Here is a 16,332-nt window from a genome sequence, read left to right as displayed (position 1 = left end):
CTCACCCAGGGCCGGCCTTGTACCCCACACCACGGACGGTCACGACGATCTCGGGTCGTTCGGGGTCGTGCTCGATCTTGGAGCGCAGGCGCTGGACATGGACGTTGACCAGGCGGGTGTCGGTGGCGTGGCGGTAGCCCCACACCTTCTCGAGCAGCTCCTCGCGGGTGAACACCTGCCATGGCCGGCGGGCCAGGCAGGCGAGCAGGTCGAACTCGAGCGGCGTCAGCGAGATGGGCTGGCCGTCGCGCTTGACCGAGTGGCCGGCCACGTCGATGACGACGTCGCCGACCTGCAGCGTCTCGGGCTTGGGGTCGTCGGTGCGGCGCAGGCGGGCGCGCACGCGCGCCACCAGCTCCTTCGGCTTGAACGGCTTGACGACGTAGTCGTCGGCGCCGGACTCGAGACCCACGACGATGTCGACGGTGTCGCTCTTGGCGGTCAGCATGACGATGGGCACGCCGGACTCGGCGCGGATCTCCTTGCACACGTCGATGCCGTCGCGGCCGGGCAGCATGAGGTCGAGCAGCACGAGGTCCGGCTTGAACTCGCGGAACGCCGGCAGCACGTCGTCGCCCCGCGTGATGATCGCGTGCTCGTAGCCTTCCCCGCGCAGCACGATCCCCAGCATCTCCGCCAACGCGGTGTCGTCGTCGACGATGAGCACACGTCCCTTCATGTCCATATGGTGACACCGAGAAGGCCCGAAAATGAAAAAGTCGCTCATCGGGACGCCTGAAGGGCGCGCCGGTGGCAGGTCGGGGCGCTGTCCTGGGGGCATGACAGGATTGAACCGGGACTTGCGCCGGGGGGCGTAGGAGCATGCGCCGCGACGGCCGCGAACGGCCGGCCGGCGCGGAGAAGGGAGCCCGATGTCCGGGAACGCGGGGTCGCCCCCGCCGGACGACGACGCCGCGCGCGGAAGCGACGCGGCCGGCGCCGGCGACGACGCGAGCGCGCCCGCTCCGCCGCCGTACCCGGGCTGGTCGCCGCAGCAGCCGGGCTGGCCGCCGCAGCAGCCGAGCCAGGGTGCGCCCGGCCAGGCCGGCGCGCCCGGCCAGGGCTACGGCCCCGCCCAGGGCGCGCAGCAACCCGGCTGGACGGCGGGCGGCTGGGACCCGGGCGGTGGCGGCAACCAATCTCCGGGTCCGCAGGGCGGCTGGGACCGTCCCGGCGAGACCGGCTACACAGGCCCCGCGGGCGGCCAGGGCTACGGGCAGGGGTACGGACCGGGCTACGGCCAAGCACCTGGCCAGGGACCCGGCTACGGGCCCGGCTACCCGCCGGGCTACGGCCAGGGACCGGGCTACGGCCAGGGTCCCGGACCCGGCCAGTACGGCGCCTGGTCGTCGGGCCCCGGCCGCGGCTGGCAGGCGCCGGACGTCAAGCCGGGCGTCATCCCGCTGCGCCCGCTGGGGGTCACCGAGATCCTCGACGGCGCCATCACGACCATCCGGCGCAACCTCGCGGCCATGCTGGGGCTGTCCGCCGTCGTCGCGGCCGGCACGCAGATCCTCTCGTCGGCGGTGCTGGCCTGGATCTTCGGCGAGGCCATCACCGAGCCCGACCTCGGCATGTCCGACACCGAGGCGATCGAGTCGCTGGCGCGCGGCATCCCAGCGGCGCTCCTCGGCTGGCTGGTCACGCTCATCGCCACCGTGTTCCTCACCGGTGTGCTGACGGTCGTGGTGGGGCAGGCGGTGCTCGGGCGCGACCTCTCCATCGGCCAGGCCTGGCGCGAGTCGAAGGGCCGGCTGCTGCGGCTGCTCGGGCTCACGCTGACCTACACGCTCATCTGGTTCAGCCCGGCGGTCGTCGTCCTGCTGCTGGCGCTCGTCCTGGGGCTCGGCGTCGGGGGCGGGGCCGCGGCGGCGTTCGTCGGCCTGGCCGCCCTCGCGGCCGTCCCGGTCACCGTCTGGCTGTACGTCCGCTACGCGCTGTCGACGCCGGCGCTCATGCTCGAGACCACCACGGCCGACGGCGCGGCGCGCCCGGTCCGCGTCTTCGAGTCGCTGCGCCGCTCGGCCACGCTGGTGCGCACGTCGTGGTGGCGGGTGTTCGCGATCCTGCTGCTCATCATGGTCATCGTGTTCCTCATCGGGCAGGTCGTGGCGGTGCCGTTCGGCGTGCCGACCATGCTGGGCACCAACGCCTCGGACGACCCCGTCACCTGGTACGTCCTCAACACGCTGGCCGGCATGATCGCGGCGACCATCACGGCGCCGTTCTCGGCGGCGGCGACGGCGCTGCTCTACATCGACCGGCGCATCCGGCGCGAGGGCCTCGACATCGACCTCGCCCGCGCCGCCGGTGTCGACCTGCACGGCCGCGGCGGTCCCGGAGCGCCCCCGGGCTCGCCGTGATCTGGATGTCGGTGCCGGTCGACCTCGGCCGCGACGAGGCGCGCGATCTCGCCCGCCAGGAGCTCTCGAGGCCGTCCTACGAGCGCGACACCCCGGTCCTCACACGGGTGCTGCGCTGGATCGCCGACCAGGTCGAGCGCATCCTCGACGCCGCCACCGGCACGCTGTCCAGCCGGGCCGGGCTGGCCGTCATCGTGGTCATCGCGGTCGCCTTCGCGGCCGTCGTGATCCTGCGGGCCGGTCCGCTGGCCCGCCGCGCCGCCGAGCGCTCCGGCGCCGTCCTGCCCGACCGCCCGCGCAGCGCCTCCGAGTACCGCGGGGCCGCCGACGACGCCGCTGCCCGCGGCGACTGGTCCACCGCCGTCGTCGAGCGGTTCCGGGCCGTCGTCGCCGGCCTCGAGGAGCGCGGCGTGCTCGACCCGCGGCCCGGGCGCACGGCCGACGAGGCGGCCCGCGAGGCGAGCGCCGTCCTCGGCGAGATCTCACTCCCCGACGGCGTCACCACCGGTCACGCGGGTGGCGGCGGCATGGCCGTCGGCGCCCGGTTGTTCGACGGGGTCCGCTACGGCGCCGCGACGGCCACGCAGGACGACGACCGGCTGCTGCGCTCGCTGGACCAGGCGGTCGAGGCCGCCCGGCCGCGACGCGACCAGCACATCAACGGCACCGTGCTGGCGGTGCCGCGGTGAGCTCGACCGCCACGGCCGCCGTCGCGCCGCCGGAGTCCCGGCCGCTCGACCCCACCGGCGCCGACCACTGGCGGCGCTGGCGCAAGCCGCTCGCCGTCGTCGTGCTGCTGCTGATCACCGCCGTGATCCTGGGCCTCGTGCAGAGCCGCACCAGCCGCGGTTTCCTCGACCCCGAGGGCGTCGACAACGCCGGCGCGCGGGCGCTGGCCCGGCTGCTCACCGATCAGGGTGTCGACGTCACGCCGGTCCGGACCAACGACGAGGCCGCGACGGCCGCCGGCCCCGGCGACACCGTCCTCGTCACCGTCCCCGACCTGCTGACCACCGCGCAGGTCGACCGCCTCGTCGACACCGGCGCCCGGCTGGTGCTGGTCGCGGCGCGGGTGCGGGTGCCCGACTACGCGCCCGGGCTGTCCGCCTCGCTGGTCGGCGAGCCGCGCTCCGTCGACCCGGGTTGCGATCTCGCGGCTGCCGAGCGGGCCGGGTCGGCCCGGCTGGGCGGCCTCGGCTACGACGGCGACGTCAGCCGCTCCGAGGGCGCCACCTGCTACGTCGTCGACGGCGAGCCCGCGCTGGCCGTCACGGCCACTGAGAGCGGTAGTCCCGTGGTGCTGCTGGGCTCGGCCGACCCGCTGACCAACGAGTACCTCGACGAGGACGGCAACGCCGCGCTGGCACTGGGCCTGCTCGGCGAGACGGAGCGGCTGGTCTGGTACCGGCCGCTGCCCGAGGGCACCCCCGAGGCGCCGGCCGCCTTCACCGACCAGCTGCCCGGCTGGGTCGACGCCGCGGTCTGGCAGCTCGCCGTCGCCGCGCTGCTGGCGGCGCTCTGGCGGGCCCGGCGGCTGGGCCGGCTGGTCACGGAGCCGCTGCCGGTCGTCGTCCGGGCCAGCGAGACCACCGAGGGCCGGGCCCGGCTGTACCGCCGCGGCCGGTCCCGCGCGCACGCCGCGTCGCTGCTGCGGGCCGCCGCCATCCGCCGGCTGGCCGCCACGGCGCATCTCCCCAACGTCGGCGGGCAGAAAGCTGCCGCCGTCGACACCCTGGTCACCACCCTTGCCGGGCGCACCGGCCGCCCGGCCGCGGAGATCGCCGCCCTGCTGGCCGGCCCGCCGCCTGCCGACGACGCCGCCCTGGTGCGGCTCGCCGACGACCTCGACGCCCTGGAGAATGCCGATGTCCCGCGGGCCACCGGCAGCTCGCCCACCGGAAAGGATCCCCGTCCATCGTGACCGACGCGTCCACCGAGCAGACCCCACCGCCGCCCGCCCCCGCGCCCGGCGGCAACCCCGGCGGCGACGAGGCGCGGGCCGCGCTCACCACCGTCCGCCAAGAGGTCGCGAAGGCCGTCGTGGGCCAGGACGCCGTGGTGAGCGGCCTGGTCATCGCGCTGCTCTGCCGCGGCCACGTGCTGCTCGAGGGCGTGCCCGGCGTCGCGAAGACCCTGCTGGTCCGTGCGCTCGCGGCGACCCTGCACGTCGAGACCAAGCGGGTGCAGTTCACGCCCGACCTCATGCCCGGCGACATCACCGGCTCGCTGGTCTACGACGCGCGGACGGCGGAGTTCTCCTTCGTCGAAGGGCCGGTCTTCACCAACCTGCTGCTCGCCGACGAGATCAACCGCACGCCACCGAAGACCCAGGCCGCGCTGCTCGAGGCCATGGAGGAGCGGCAGGTCTCCGTCGACGGCGAGCCGCGGCCGCTGCCCGACCCGTTCGTCGTCGCCGCCACCCAGAACCCGGTCGAGTACGAGGGCACCTACCCGCTGCCCGAGGCGCAGCTCGACCGGTTCCTGCTCAAGCTCACCGTCACCGTCGCCGAGCGCGACGACGAGATCGCCGTCCTGCGCCGCCACGCCGAGGGGTTCGACCCGCGCGACCTCGCCGCGGCCGGGCTCCGAGCGGTCGCCTCGCCGGCCGACCTCGCCGCCGCACGCGACGCCGTCGCCGCCGTCCGGGTCGAGCCCGACGTGCTCGGCTACATCGTCGACGTCTGCCGGGCCACCCGCCTGTCGCCGTCGGTGCAGCTGGGCGTCTCGCCGCGCGGGTCGACGGCGCTGCTCAAGACGGCGCGGGCGTGGGCATGGCTGTCCGGGCGCGGGTTCGTCACGCCCGACGACGTCAAGGCGCTGGCCCGGCCGACGCTGCGGCATCGGCTGTCGCTGCGGCCGGAGGCCGAGATGGAGGGCGTGACAGCCGACTCCGTGCTCGAGACGGTGCTGGCGACCGTGCCGGTGCCCCGTTGACGCGTCCATGGTGCTGAGCTGATGGTGCTGACGGGGCGGGCCGCGGTGCTGGCGGCCATCGGCGCGGTGGTCGTCGCGGCCGCCGTGCCGACGACGGCGGGCGTGCTGGCGGTGACGGGCGTGGTCGTGGCGCTGGCGCTGGTCGACGTCGCGCTGGCCGGCTCACCGCGGTCGCTGCTGCTGTCGCGCTCCGGTGACCGCACGGCCCGGCTCGGCACGACGGCGACGGTGCGGCTGAGCGTGCGCAACGACGGCCGGCGCCGGGTCCGCGGCCTGCTGCGCGACGCCTGGCCGCCGTCGGCGGGGAGTGCGGCCGATCGCATCGCCGTCGACGTTCCCGCAGGCGAGCGCCGTCTGGTCGACACGGTCCTGCAGCCGACGAGGCGTGGTGACCGCACCGCCGACCGCGTGACGGTGCGCAGCATCGGCCCGCTCGGGCTGGCCGGGCGGCAGGGCTCGCACGCCGTCCCGTGGACCGTCCGGGTGCTGCCGCCGTTCCACGCCCGCCGGCACCTGCCGTCGCGACTGGCCCGGCTGCGCGAGATCGACGGCCGGTCCGCCGTGCGGGTGCGCGGCCAGGGGACGGAGTTCGACTCCCTGCGCGAGTACGTGCGCGGCGACGACGTCCGGTCCATCGACTGGCGCGCGACCGCCCGGCGCGGCGGGGTCGTCGTGCGGACCTGGCGGCCCGAGCGCGATCGGCACGTGCTGATCGTCCTCGACACCGGCCGCACGTCCGCCGGCCGGGTCGGCGACGAGCCCCGGCTGGACGCCGCCATCGACACCGCGCTGCTGCTCGGCGCTCTGGCCGCCCGGGCCGGCGACCGCGTCGACCTGCTCGCCTTCGACCGGCAGGTCCGCGCCGACGTCGCCCGGCTGGGTGCGACGGACGTGCTGGGACGCATGGTCGGCACGCTGGCCGGGCTGGAGCCGGAGCTGCTCGAGACCGACTACCGGCAGCTCACGTCCGAGGTCCTGGCCCGCGCGCGGCAGCACGCGCTGGTGGTCGTCGTGACGGGGCTCGACTCCGGCGCCGTCGAGCTCGGGCTGCTGCCGGTGATCGGGCGGCTGACGCGCAAGCACACGGTGGTGGTGGCGTCGGTGGCCGACCCGCGGCTGGCGGCGCTGGCGGCCGGGCGGGGCGACTCCGACGCCGTCTACGCCGCGGCCGCCGCCGAGCACGACCGGCTGGCCCGCGCCCAGCTCGCCGAGCTGCTGACCCGCCGCGGCGCCCACGTCGTCGACCAGCCGCCCGCCGACCTGCCGCCCGCCGTCGCCGATGCCTACCTGGAGCTGAAGGCCACCGGCCGTCTCTAGCCGGCTCGTCGCGGGCGGTCAGCCGGCGACGGGGAGCGTGTCGGCGCGGGCCGAGCGGTCGATGTCGCCGACCTCGCCCGCCAGCACCGCACGCCGTCCGTACACCCAGACGTAGGCGATGAAGAGCGCCTCGGCGAGCACCCCGATGGCGATGCGCGCCCACGTCGGCAGCCCCGACGGCGTCACGAACGCCTCGATGACGCCCGAGACCAACAGCACGCAGGCCAGCCCGAGCGCCATGCCGAGGGTCGCCCGGCCGGTCTCGGCCAGCGCCTCGGCGCGGCTGCGCGGGCCGGGGTCGACCACCGTCCAGCCCAGCCGCAGGCCCGCCCCGGCCGCGACGAACACCGCCGTCAGCTCCAGCAGGCCGTGCGGGGTGATGAGGCCGAAGAAGACGTCCAGCCGGCCGGCCGCGGCCATGAGGCCCGCCGACGCCGCGACGTTGACGGCGTTCATCCACAGCACGTAGACGACCGGGATGCCCAGGAAGACGCCGAGCGCGAGGCAGGCCGCCGCCACCCAGGCGTTGTTCACCCACACGCGCGCCGCGAACGACCCGGCCGGGTTCTCGGAGTAGTAGTCCTCGAAGTCGTGCTCGACCAGCTGGCGGATCTCTTCGGGCGCGCCGATGGACGCCTGCACGCTGGGGTTGGCCGCGACCCACCAGCCGATGGCGACGGACACGACGGCGAACGCCAGCGCCGCGCCGAGCCACCAGCGCCGGTTGAGGTAGACGGCGGCCGGGAAGCCCACCGTCAGGAACCGGACGACGTCGCGCCAGCCGGGGTCGTGCGCACCCGCGATGGCCGTACGGGCCCGGGCGACCAGAGCGGACAGCCGGCCCAGCACGACGGGGTCGGGCGCGGCCGAGCGCAGCGTCGACAGGTGCGTCGAGGCGGCGCGGTACAGCGCGACCAGCTCGTCGGCCTCGGGCCCGGTGAGCCGGCCGCTGCGCCGGGCCAGCCGGTCGAGGCGGTCCCACTCGTCGCGGTGGGCGGCGACGAACGCGTCGAGATCCACCTGCGTTCTCCCCTTCCGTCGTCCGCGCCGCTGTGAGGCAGACTATCCGGGTGAGCGACCTGGTGACCGGCGAGGCCGTCCCCCTCGAGCTGCGGCTGGCGAAGCTGCCCTCGCGCGCCCTCGGCCTGCTGCTCGACGCCGCGATCCTGATGGTCCTCGGGTTCGGGCTGCTGCTGCTGTTCAGCCAGGTCGCGCCGGGCGTCGACGAGGCGCTGGCAGCCGCCCTGGTCATCGCCGGGACGGTGTTCCTGCTGGTGGCCGTGCCCACGGCGGTCGAGACACTGACCCGCGGCAAGTCGGCCGGCAAGGCCGCCACCGGGCTGCGCGTGGTCCGCGACGACGGCGGCCCGATCCGGTTCCGGCACGCCCTGGTCCGCGCGCTGGCCGGGGTGTTCGCCGACTTCGTCCTGACGCTCGGCGTCGGCGCCATGGTCTGCTCGCTGCTGAACTCGCGCGACAAGCGCATCGGCGACATCCTCGCCGGCACCGTCGTCATCCGCGAGCGCATCCCGTCGACGACGGCGGCGCCTCCGGTCCTCGACCCGCGGCTGGCGCCCTGGGCCGCCACGCTGGAGCTGTCGCGGCTGCCCGACCAGCTCGCCATGGCCGCCCGGTCGCTGCTGGCCCGCGCGCCGCAGCTGGCGCCCGAGGTCCGCACCCGGCTCGCCACCGACCTCGCCACCGAGGTCGCCGCCGTCGTCAGCCCGCCGCCCCCGCCCGGCACCCCGCCGTGGGCCTACCTCGCCGCCGTCCTGGCCGAGCGCCGCCGCCGCGACGCAATGCGCTATGCCGGGCCCGCCGGACCGCCACCCAGCCCGTACGGCCCGCCGTTCGCGGGGCCGCCCTACGCAGGGCCGCCACCGGGCCCGTACGGTCCGCCGCAGGCCTACGGCGGTCCCCCGCCGCCGTCCGCGCCGCCGTCCGCGCCGCCGGAGCCCACGAGCCCGGCCCGCAACGACGGCGGCTTCGCCCCGCCGTCGTGACCGGCTACAAGCGCGTCGACGGGACCGGGCCGGACCAGGCGGCCGCGATGCAGGAGCTCGCCGCCCGGCTGTGGAGCTGGTCGAGCCGCTGGCACCCCGGCGAGCTGGCCTGGTTCTGGGCCGAGCACGGCGGGCCGGAGCCGTCCGGGCGGCTCGCGCACTGGACGCGCGACGGCCGGGTCGTCGCCTGGGCGTGGACCCGGAACGAGCGGTTGGACCTGCAGGTCGACCCGGACCATCTGGACCTGATCCCGCGGCTGCTCGACTGGGCCGCGGACGACAGCCGGGCGGTCACCCTGCTGGACGCCGAGACGGCGCTGCTCGAGGCGCTGGGCGCCCACGGGTACGAGCGGCACGACGAGGGACCGTTCTTCGCCCACCTGCGCCGCTCCCTCGGCGACCTCCCGGGCTCGCCGCCGCTGCCGGACGGCTACACGCTGCGCGCCGTCGACGGCAGCCCGGCCGACGCCGAGGTCAGGGCCGAGGCGCACCGGAACGCGTTCTCGGTGCGGCGCCGGCCGGTGACGATGACCGGCGACGACTACCGCGCGGTCATGCGGGCGCCGTCGTACCGCCCCGCCCTGGACCAGCTGGTCCTGGCGCCCGACGGTAGCCCGGCCGCCGCCGCTCTGGCCTGGCTGGACGAGCGCAGCGGCGTCGCCGTGCTGGAGCCGGTCGGGACCGCGCCGGGACACCGCCGGCGCGGACTGGCCGCGGCCGCCGCCCACGCCGCGCTGCGGGCCGCCCGGGACCTCGGTGGGCGCGGCGCCCGGGTCTGCGCCCGCGGCGACGACGACGCACCGGCCGCACGCGCGGCGTACGAGGCGCTCGGCTTCCGGGTCTACGCCCGGAACGTGCGCCTCGTCCGCCGCTGACCGGCCGCAGCTGACGCCGTCAGTACCGGTAGTGCTCGCTCTTGTACGGGCCCTGGACCGGAATGCCCAGGTAGGACGCCTGCGACTCGGTCAGCTCGGTCAGCTTCACGCCCAGGGCGTCGAGGTGCAGCCGGGCCACCGTCTCGTCGAGGTGCTTGGGCAGCGTGTAGACGCCGAGCGGGTAGTCGGCCGTCTTGGCGAACAGCTCGATCTGCGCCAGCACCTGGTTGGTGAACGAGTTCGACATGACGAACGACGGGTGGCCGGTGGCGTTGCCGAGGTTCAGCAGCCGGCCCTCGGACAGCACGATGACGGTGTGGCCGTCGGGGAACGCCCACTCGTGCACCTGCGGCTTGATCTCCGTGCGCACGATGCCGTCGACGGCGGCCAGCCCGGCCATGTCGATCTCGTTGTCGAAGTGGCCGATGTTGCCGACGATGGCCTGGTGCTTGGCGCGCGCCAGGTGGTCGACGGTGATGACGTCCTTGTTGCCGGTGGCGGTGACGATGATGTCGGCCCGCTCGACGGCGTCGTCCAGCGTGGTGACCTCGTAGCCGTCCATGGCCGCCTGCAGCGCGCAGATGGGGTCGATCTCGGTGACGACGACGCGGGCGCCCTGGCCGCGCAGCGACTCGGCGCACCCCTTGCCGACGTCGCCGTAGCCGCAGACCACGGCCACCTTGCCGCCGATGAGCACGTCGGTGGCGCGGTTGATGCCGTCGACCAGCGAGTGACGGCAGCCGTACTTGTTGTCGAACTTGCTCTTGGTGACGGAGTCGTTGACGTTGATGCCCGGGAAGAGCAGGGCGCCGTCGCGCATCATCTCGTACAGACGGTGCACGCCGGTGGTGGTCTCCTCGGTCACGCCCTTGATCTCCTGGGCCATGGCCGTCCAGCGGCTCTCGCTCTGGGTGAGCGACTGCTTCAGCAGCCCCAGCACGACCCGCCACTCCTCGGGGTCGTCGGCGGCGGGGTCGGGGACGGCGCCGGCCTTCTCGTACTCGACACCCTTGTGGACGAGCAGCGTGGCGTCGCCGCCGTCGTCGAGGATCATGTTGGGGCCGGCCTCACCGGGCCAGGTGAGCGCCTGCTCGGTGCACCACCAGTACTCCTCGAGCGTCTCGCCCTTCCAGGCGAAGACCGGCACGCCCGCGGGGGCGTCGACGGTGCCCTCGGGGCCGACGGCGATGGCGGCGGCCGCGTGGTCCTGGGTCGAGAAGATGTTGCACGACGCCCAGCGGACGTCGGCGCCGAGCGCGACCAGCGTCTCGATGAGCACCGCGGTCTGGACGGTCATGTGCAGCGAGCCGGTGATGCGGGCGCCGGTGAGCGGCTTGCTCTGGCCGTACTGGGCGCGCATGGCCATGAGGCCGGGCATCTCGTGCTCGGCCAGCCGGATCTCGCGACGGCCGAAGTCGGCGAGCGAGAGGTCGGCGACCTTGAAGTCGACGGACATGGAACGGTTCCTCCCCAGAGGATGGCTGATGGGTCGGACGAGGGCGCGACGACGCGGCCCGGCGATGTCCGACCCGGCGCGACCCATCTGGGTCCGCGGCATCACCTGCGCCGGCATGTTTCCGGAGGCGAGTCTACCCCCGGATGATGATCAGCGGACCCTACCTCATGGCGTCGGCGACGGCGTGCGGTCGATGTCGGGCTCGAGGAAGATGTGCGTCGCCTCGGGGAGGGCGGCGCGGATGCGGGCCTCGGCGGCGTCGATGGCGGCCGCGATCTGGTCGCCGGTCTGGTCGGACCGGACCGCGAGCTTCGCGGCGACCAGCAGCTCCTCCGGGCCGGTGTACAGGGTGCGCAGGTGGATGACGCGGCCGATGTCTTCGCCGTCGGTGGCGGCGGCGATGATCTTCTGGACGTTCTCCTGGGCCGCGCCCTCGCCGATGAGCAGGCTGGACATCTCGATGGCCAGGATGACGGCGATGACCACCAGCAGCAGGCCGATGGCGGCCGTGCCGGCGACGTCCCAGTAGGCGTTGTCGGTGATCAGGGCCATGCCGACGCCGATGAGGGCGAACACGAGGCCGAGCAGGGCGCCGATGTCCTCGAGCAGGATGACCGGCAGCTCCGGCGACTTGGCGCGACGCACGAACTGGACCCACGACTTGCCGGCGCGGACGCGGTCGGACTCGACGACGGCGGTGCGCAGCGAGAACGACTCCATGACGATCGCGGCGACGAGGACGACGATCGGCACCCACCACCAGGAGCCCTCGAGCAGCTCGTTCGGGTGCCCGTCCCGCGTCTCTTCGTACTTGTGGAACGCCTCGTACAGCGCGAACAGGCCACCGACGCTGAACAGCACGATCGCGACGATGAACGCGAACACGTAGCGCACCCGGCCGTAGCCGAACGGGTGCTCGGGCGTCGCCTTGCGCTGGGCGCGCCGGCCGCCGACCAGCAGCAGCACCTGGTTGCCGGCGTCGGCGACGGAGTGCACCGCCTCGGCCAGCATGGACGACGCCCCGGTCAGTGCGAACGCGATGAACTTGGTGATCGCGATGCCGGTGTTCGCCAGCAGGGCCGCGACGACCGCCTTGGTCCCACCTTCAGTGGCCATGGTTCAGGGGTTTCCTTCGCTCCAGTGCGTGCGTGGTCGAGGACTATCGTGCCTGGTCGAGCGCCGTGGTCAGGGTGAACGCCACGCCGTCGCCGGTGAGTGCGGCGCCGGTGTCGGACGCGGGCACGAACGCCGCCCGCCCGCGCGCCAGCTCGACGCCGTCGACCGACGCCGATCCCTCGGTGACGAGGACGAGGCACGGCCCGGGCACGACGACCCCGGCGCTGCCGAGCAGCACGCGCGCCAGCCGCAGCTCGTCGACACCCGGGACGGGGTACAGCTCGATGCCCGGGTCGGTCACGACGGGCGGGACCGGCACCTCGCCGCGCGGCTCGTAGCGCAGGATCCGCAGCACCTCGGCGGCGTCGACGTGCTTGGGCGTCAGCCCCGCGCGCAGCGTGTTGTCGGAGCTGGCCTGCGGCTCGACGGCGACGCCGGACAGGTAGGCGTGCGGGACGCCGGCCGGCACGAACACCGCCTCGCCGGGTTCGAGCACGTGGTGGTGCAGCAGCAGGGCGAGCAGCAGCCCGCGGTCGTGCGGGTAGGCCTGGGCGAGCCGGTGCACCAGCGCGAACCGGGGGTCCTGCCGCCGCGCCGACGCCTCGCCCGTCAGCACCGTCACGATCTCGGCGGCCGCGTCGTCGTCGAGGGTCAGCCAGCGGCGCACCAGCCGCTCGAGTCCGTCGTCGTCGCGCAGTACGGTGGCGGCACCGACGAGGTCGGGATGCTCGCTCTGTTCGAGGGTGGCGGCGATGTCAGTGGGGTCGTCGAACCCGACCAGCGCCTCGAACGGGGTCAGCGCGACCGCCATCTCGGGCTTGTGGTTGCGGTCGTGGTACGAGCGGCGCGGGTCGTCGAGCGCGACGCCGGCGGCGTCCTCGGCCGCGTACCCCTCGACGGCCTGCTCGATGGTCGGGTGCACCTGGATCGAGAGCGGCCGGTCGACCGCGAGGATCTTCAGCAGGAACGGCAGCCGCGGCCCGAACCGGTCGACGACGGCGGCACCGAGCGTCGCGCCGGGGTCGGCCTGGATCAGCGCCGACAGCGGCCGGCCGTCCGCCGACACCGTCGACGGCGAGCCCGGGTGCGCGCCGACCCACAGCTCCGCCTCGGGCTCCCCCGACGGGGGCCGGCCCAGCAGTTCGGGGATGACGGTGGGCGAGCCCCACGCGTAGGAACGCACGGGGTTGTCCAGAAGCACGGCCACGAGCCGAGAGCCTAGTTGACGACCATGAGATCGGCGCCCGTCAGCACCCACCGCACCGGTCGACCCTGACCACCCGAGTTGATCATGGAGAAGGTCGGGTCTCCAGCCGCCCCAGAGCCGACCTTCGCCATGATCAACTCGGGGTGCGGTGCGGTGGCGGTCGGGCGGAGGCGTGCCCGGCGCTGAGTCAGGCGGGGCGGCCGAGGCCGAGGGCCAGGTAGGCCGCCGCGTAGCGGCCGGTGGCGAGCAACGCCGCGAACCGGCCGATGTCGGGTCCCTCGACGGCGCGGACCTCCTGGACCCGGACCGAGCCGTTCGAGGCGGCCTCGTCGAGGCGGGCCCGGCCGGCGACCGCGGCGGGGGGGTCGGCGCCGTCGTCGAGGATGACGAGGGCGGGCCGCTGCGACGCCGAGCCGCCGTCCTCGAACGGGTCGGCGAACAGGTCCGGCTCCGGGGCGCCCTCGAGGATCGGGACGAGCTGGTCGGCCTCGCCGGACAGCGCGGGCCTGCCGCTGGCCGAGCGCAGCGCCTCGGCGACCCGCCGGGCGGCGCGGGCGGCGAGCACCGAGCCGCCCCAGACCACGGGGACGTCGTCGGCGATGGCGAGGGCCAGCTCCTTGGCCGGGTTCGTGTCGGCGGGCGCGTTCGGGCCGCACCGCTCGGCGACGTCGTCGAGGGCGGCGGCGACGGGCTCGGCCGCGACCTCGGGGCCGAGCCCCATGACGTGCAGGGCGCGCAGGACGGGGACGGCGAGCGCCGTCGGGTCGGCGCTGCCGGCGGGGAGGAACGTCGTGCCGCGGCCGGCCGCCGCCTGGTGCATGGGCGAGCCCTCGGGCGCGGCGACCAGCAGGGCGCAGCCGCGGCGGCGCGCCTCGGCGACGGCGGAGATCTCGTCCTCGCCGTGCCCGGACCGGCACACCACGACCACGAGGTCGAGCGGGCCGGCCCAGCCGGGCAGCCCCCGGTGCGGCCAGGCGACGAACGGCACCGGGCAGACCGGCTCGAGCACGGCCCGGAACAGCCGGCCGTCGGCACCACCGGCGACGACGGCGCGCGGCCGGTCCCCCGCGCTCAGCGAGGCGAGCGCGTCGGCCGAGGCGACGTCGGCGAGGCGGACCTGGGCGCCCCAGCCGGCGATCTCGCGCAGGACCGGGTCGATGACGCTCAACGCGTTGGGGTCGTCGAGCGAGCCGTCGAAGAACACTGGGGGCTACTCCAAGAGAGGATCAGGAACGTGTGCGGGCCTGGTCGGCCAGCAGCACGGGGATGTCGTCGCGCACCGGGTAGGCCAGCGGGCAGCCCGTGCAGAGCAGCTCGCCGGCGTCGTCGTCGGGCTCCAGCGGACTGTGGCAGACCGGGCAGGCGATGACCTGCAGCAGCGTCGGATCGAGCCTCACGCGGCCCCCTCCCCCGGCCCGCGGACCACCCGCAGGACGTCGTCGCGCACCCGTTCCATGACGGCGCGGTCCGCGCCCTCGACGTTGAGCCGCAGCAGCGGCTCGGTGTTGGACGGGCGCAGGTTGAACCACCACATGGGCGTTCCGGTGAACTCGACGGTGAGGCCGTCGAGGTGGTCGGTGACGACGTCGGCGGCCTTGCCGAACGCCTCCTCGACCCGCGCGGTGACGGCGGCGGCGTCGTCGACCGTGCTGTTGATCTCGCCCGACGCGACGTAGCGCTCGTACGGGTCGAGCAACTGCGACAGCGGCCGGCCGGAGTCGTCGGCGCCCAGCGCGGCCAGCGTGTGCAGCGCCGCGAGCATGCCGGAGTCGGCGCGCCAGAAGTCGCGGAAGTAGAAGTGCCCGGAGTGCTCGCCGCCGAACACGGCGCCGGTCTCGGCCATGGTCTGCTTGATCAGCGAGTGGCCGACGCGGGTGCGCACCGGGGTGCCGCCGTGCTCGGCGATGATCTCGGGCACGGCCTTCGAGGTGATGAGGTTGTGCACCACGGGCTCGCCGGGCGCGCGGAGCAGCTCGCGGACGGCGATCAGCGCGGTCAGCGCCGACGGCGACACCGCCTCGCCCCGCTCGTCGACGACGAAGCAGCGGTCGGCGTCGCCGTCGAAGGCCAGACCGAGGTCGGCGCCGTGCTCGCGGACGGCCGCCTGCACGTCGACGAGGTTGGCGGGGTCGATCGGGTTCGCCTCGTGGTTCGGGAACGTGCCGTCGAGCTCGAAGTACAGCGGGATCACCGTGAGGCCGGGCCGGTCCAGCACGGCGGGGACGGTGTGCCCCGCCATGCCGTTGCCGGCGTCGACGACGACGGTGAGCGGGCGGCCGCCGGTCACGTCGACCAGGGAGTGCAGGTGGGCCGCGTAGTCGCCGAGCGTGTCGCGCTGCCCGATGCGCCCGCGCGCCGCGACGGGCGAGTCGACGCCGTCGTCGATGAGAGCCCTGATCTCGGCGAGGCCGGTGTCGTAGCCCACCGGCGCGGCCCCGGCCCGGCACAGCTTGATGCCGTTGTACTGCGCGGGGTTGTGGCTGGCGGTGAACATGGCGCCCGGCAGGCCGAGCGCGCCGCTGGCGTAGTAGAGCTGGTCGGTGCTCGTGAGCCCCGCCATGACGACGTCGACGCCGGCCGAGGTGACCCCGTCGGCGAACGCGGCCGACAGCTGCGGCGAGGTGGGGCGCATGTCGTGCCCGACGACCATCGCGCCGCTGCCCCCGGCGAGCACGTGCGCGGCCGCCCAGCCGATGGCCCGGGCGGTGTCGTCGTCGAGCTGCTCCGGGACCACGCCACGGATGTCGTAGGCCTTGAGGATCGGGGCGAGGTCACGCACGGGCCGACCTTACCCTGCCCGGGTGGCCGCACGGTGAGGTTCGCTGGTGGCCGGGGTTTTGAGGTTCTGCCGGGGAGACCCTGGGCACGCCTCGCCCCTTCGCGTGCCCGTTTCGTCCCGCTTTGGTGGGCTGTGGATGGCGATGATCATCAAGGATCGCGTACATCACCAGGCTTTCCCCCACACCCATGGGCCTGCAGACCTCGTGAAGCGGGGACAAGCCTGATGGGCGGCCCGGAAAACGCCCCGGAATCCCACCTCGCGGACCGCCGCAGGGCCAAC

General features: G+C 74.8%; 15 protein-coding genes. 7 read left to right on the top strand and 8 right to left on the bottom strand.

All coding sequences use genetic code 11. The annotated features are described in order from the left end of the window. Window position 1: 1 nt before the first annotated feature. A complete protein-coding gene (mtrA, locus tag HD601_RS15275) occupies window positions 2–679 on the bottom strand; it encodes an MtrAB system response regulator MtrA (protein ID WP_046769651.1) in 678 nt (225 codons plus the stop codon). 193 nt (window positions 680–872) lie between these two features. Between mtrA and HD601_RS15270 the strand changes: the two genes are divergently transcribed. The 5 genes from HD601_RS15270 to HD601_RS15250 are packed head-to-tail and all read left to right on the top strand — an operon-like array spanning window position 873 to window position 6,614. Then, the gene (locus tag HD601_RS15270) at window positions 873–2,363 is read left to right on the top strand and encodes a DUF7847 domain-containing protein (protein WP_184823191.1); all 1,491 of its coding nucleotides are present in this window, start codon (window positions 873–875) and stop codon (window positions 2,361–2,363) included. Window positions 2,364–2,368: 5 nt separating this feature from the next. Then, window positions 2,369–3,052 carry a DUF4129 domain-containing protein gene (locus HD601_RS15265; protein ID WP_184823190.1) on the top strand — a complete coding sequence of 228 codons (684 nt, stop codon included), beginning with the start codon at window positions 2,369–2,371 and terminating at the stop codon, window positions 3,050–3,052. After that, entirely contained in the window at window positions 3,049–4,284 is a 1,236-nt protein-coding gene (locus tag HD601_RS33820; RefSeq protein WP_184823189.1) for a DUF4350 domain-containing protein, read from the top strand. Before HD601_RS15265 ends, HD601_RS33820 begins: the two co-directional genes overlap by 4 nt. Continuing rightward, window positions 4,281–5,297 (top strand): AAA family ATPase, encoded by a 1,017-nt coding sequence (locus HD601_RS35740; protein WP_184823188.1) that lies wholly within the window; start codon window positions 4,281–4,283, stop codon window positions 5,295–5,297. The genes HD601_RS33820 and HD601_RS35740 overlap by 4 nt, the downstream gene beginning before the upstream one ends. Window positions 5,298–5,318: 21 nt before the next feature. Further along, a complete protein-coding gene (locus tag HD601_RS15250) occupies window positions 5,319–6,614 on the top strand; it encodes a DUF58 domain-containing protein (protein ID WP_184823186.1) in 1,296 nt (431 codons plus the stop codon). An 18-nt stretch (window positions 6,615–6,632) separates the two neighbouring features. On the opposite strand, the gene HD601_RS15245 is transcribed toward HD601_RS15250, so the two are convergent. Beyond that, window positions 6,633–7,634: a stage II sporulation protein M gene (locus tag HD601_RS15245; protein ID WP_184823185.1), complete on the bottom strand. Its 1,002-nt coding sequence runs from the start codon at window positions 7,632–7,634 to the stop codon at window positions 6,633–6,635. A gap of 50 nt (window positions 7,635–7,684) precedes the next feature. Between HD601_RS15245 and HD601_RS34835 the strand changes: the two genes are divergently transcribed. Further along, window positions 7,685–8,617, top strand: a complete 933-nt coding sequence (locus HD601_RS34835) for an RDD family protein (protein WP_184823182.1) — start codon at window positions 7,685–7,687, stop codon at window positions 8,615–8,617. Further along, window positions 8,614–9,492 (top strand): GNAT family N-acetyltransferase, encoded by an 879-nt coding sequence (locus tag HD601_RS35735; RefSeq protein ID WP_184823180.1) that lies wholly within the window; start codon window positions 8,614–8,616, stop codon window positions 9,490–9,492. Before HD601_RS34835 ends, HD601_RS35735 begins: the two co-directional genes overlap by 4 nt. 19 nt (window positions 9,493–9,511) lie before the next feature. Here HD601_RS35735 and ahcY read toward each other — a convergent pair whose 3' ends face one another. The 6 genes from ahcY to HD601_RS15205 all read right to left on the bottom strand — a co-directional run bounded on the left by ahcY (window position 9,512) and on the right by HD601_RS15205 (window position 16,050). After that, entirely contained in the window at window positions 9,512–10,948 is a 1,437-nt protein-coding gene (gene ahcY / locus HD601_RS15230) for an adenosylhomocysteinase (RefSeq protein WP_184823178.1), read from the bottom strand. A gap of 165 nt (window positions 10,949–11,113) precedes the next feature. Next, complete coding sequence (locus HD601_RS15225; protein WP_184823176.1) at window positions 11,114–12,064, bottom strand: cation diffusion facilitator family transporter; 951 nt, start codon at window positions 12,062–12,064, stop codon at window positions 11,114–11,116. Window positions 12,065–12,107: 43 nt separating this feature from the next. Then, window positions 12,108–13,271, bottom strand: a complete 1,164-nt coding sequence (manA, locus tag HD601_RS15220) for a mannose-6-phosphate isomerase, class I (protein WP_221441006.1) — start codon at window positions 13,269–13,271, stop codon at window positions 12,108–12,110. 187 nt (window positions 13,272–13,458) lie between these two features. Beyond that, the gene (locus HD601_RS35730; RefSeq protein WP_184823174.1) at window positions 13,459–14,475 is read right to left on the bottom strand and encodes an SIS domain-containing protein; all 1,017 of its coding nucleotides are present in this window, start codon (window positions 14,473–14,475) and stop codon (window positions 13,459–13,461) included. 22 nt (window positions 14,476–14,497) lie between these two features. Continuing rightward, window positions 14,498–14,668, bottom strand: coding sequence for a Trm112 family protein (locus HD601_RS15210; protein WP_184823172.1), 171 nt, complete (start codon window positions 14,666–14,668; stop codon window positions 14,498–14,500). Then, entirely contained in the window at window positions 14,665–16,050 is a 1,386-nt protein-coding gene (locus HD601_RS15205) for a phosphomannomutase/phosphoglucomutase (protein ID WP_184823170.1), read from the bottom strand. The genes HD601_RS15210 and HD601_RS15205 overlap by 4 nt, the downstream gene beginning before the upstream one ends. Between the last annotated feature and the right edge of the window lie 282 nt (window positions 16,051–16,332).

The organism is Jiangella mangrovi, from assembly GCF_014204975.1.
GTDB classification, from domain to species: domain Bacteria; phylum Actinomycetota; class Actinomycetes; order Jiangellales; family Jiangellaceae; genus Jiangella; species Jiangella mangrovi.
The sequence above is the reverse complement of the archived record's forward strand: the minus strand, read 5'-3'. Positions and strand labels throughout refer to the sequence as shown.

Excerpts from the sequence above, each read along its gene's own strand:
- mtrA (WP_046769651.1), bottom strand. The coding sequence starts at position 679 with ATGAAGGGACGTGTGCTCATCGTCGACGACGACACCGCGTTGGCGGAG.
- HD601_RS15270 (WP_184823191.1), top strand. The coding sequence starts at position 873 with ATGTCCGGGAACGCGGGGTCGCCCCCGCCGGACGACGACGCCGCGCGC.
- HD601_RS15265 (WP_184823190.1), top strand. The coding sequence starts at position 2,369 with ATGTCGGTGCCGGTCGACCTCGGCCGCGACGAGGCGCGCGATCTCGCC.
- HD601_RS15250 (WP_184823186.1), top strand. The coding sequence starts at position 5,319 with ATGGTGCTGACGGGGCGGGCCGCGGTGCTGGCGGCCATCGGCGCGGTG.
- ahcY (WP_184823178.1), bottom strand. The coding sequence starts at position 10,948 with ATGTCCGTCGACTTCAAGGTCGCCGACCTCTCGCTCGCCGACTTCGGC.
- HD601_RS15225 (WP_184823176.1), bottom strand. The coding sequence starts at position 12,064 with ATGGCCACTGAAGGTGGGACCAAGGCGGTCGTCGCGGCCCTGCTGGCG.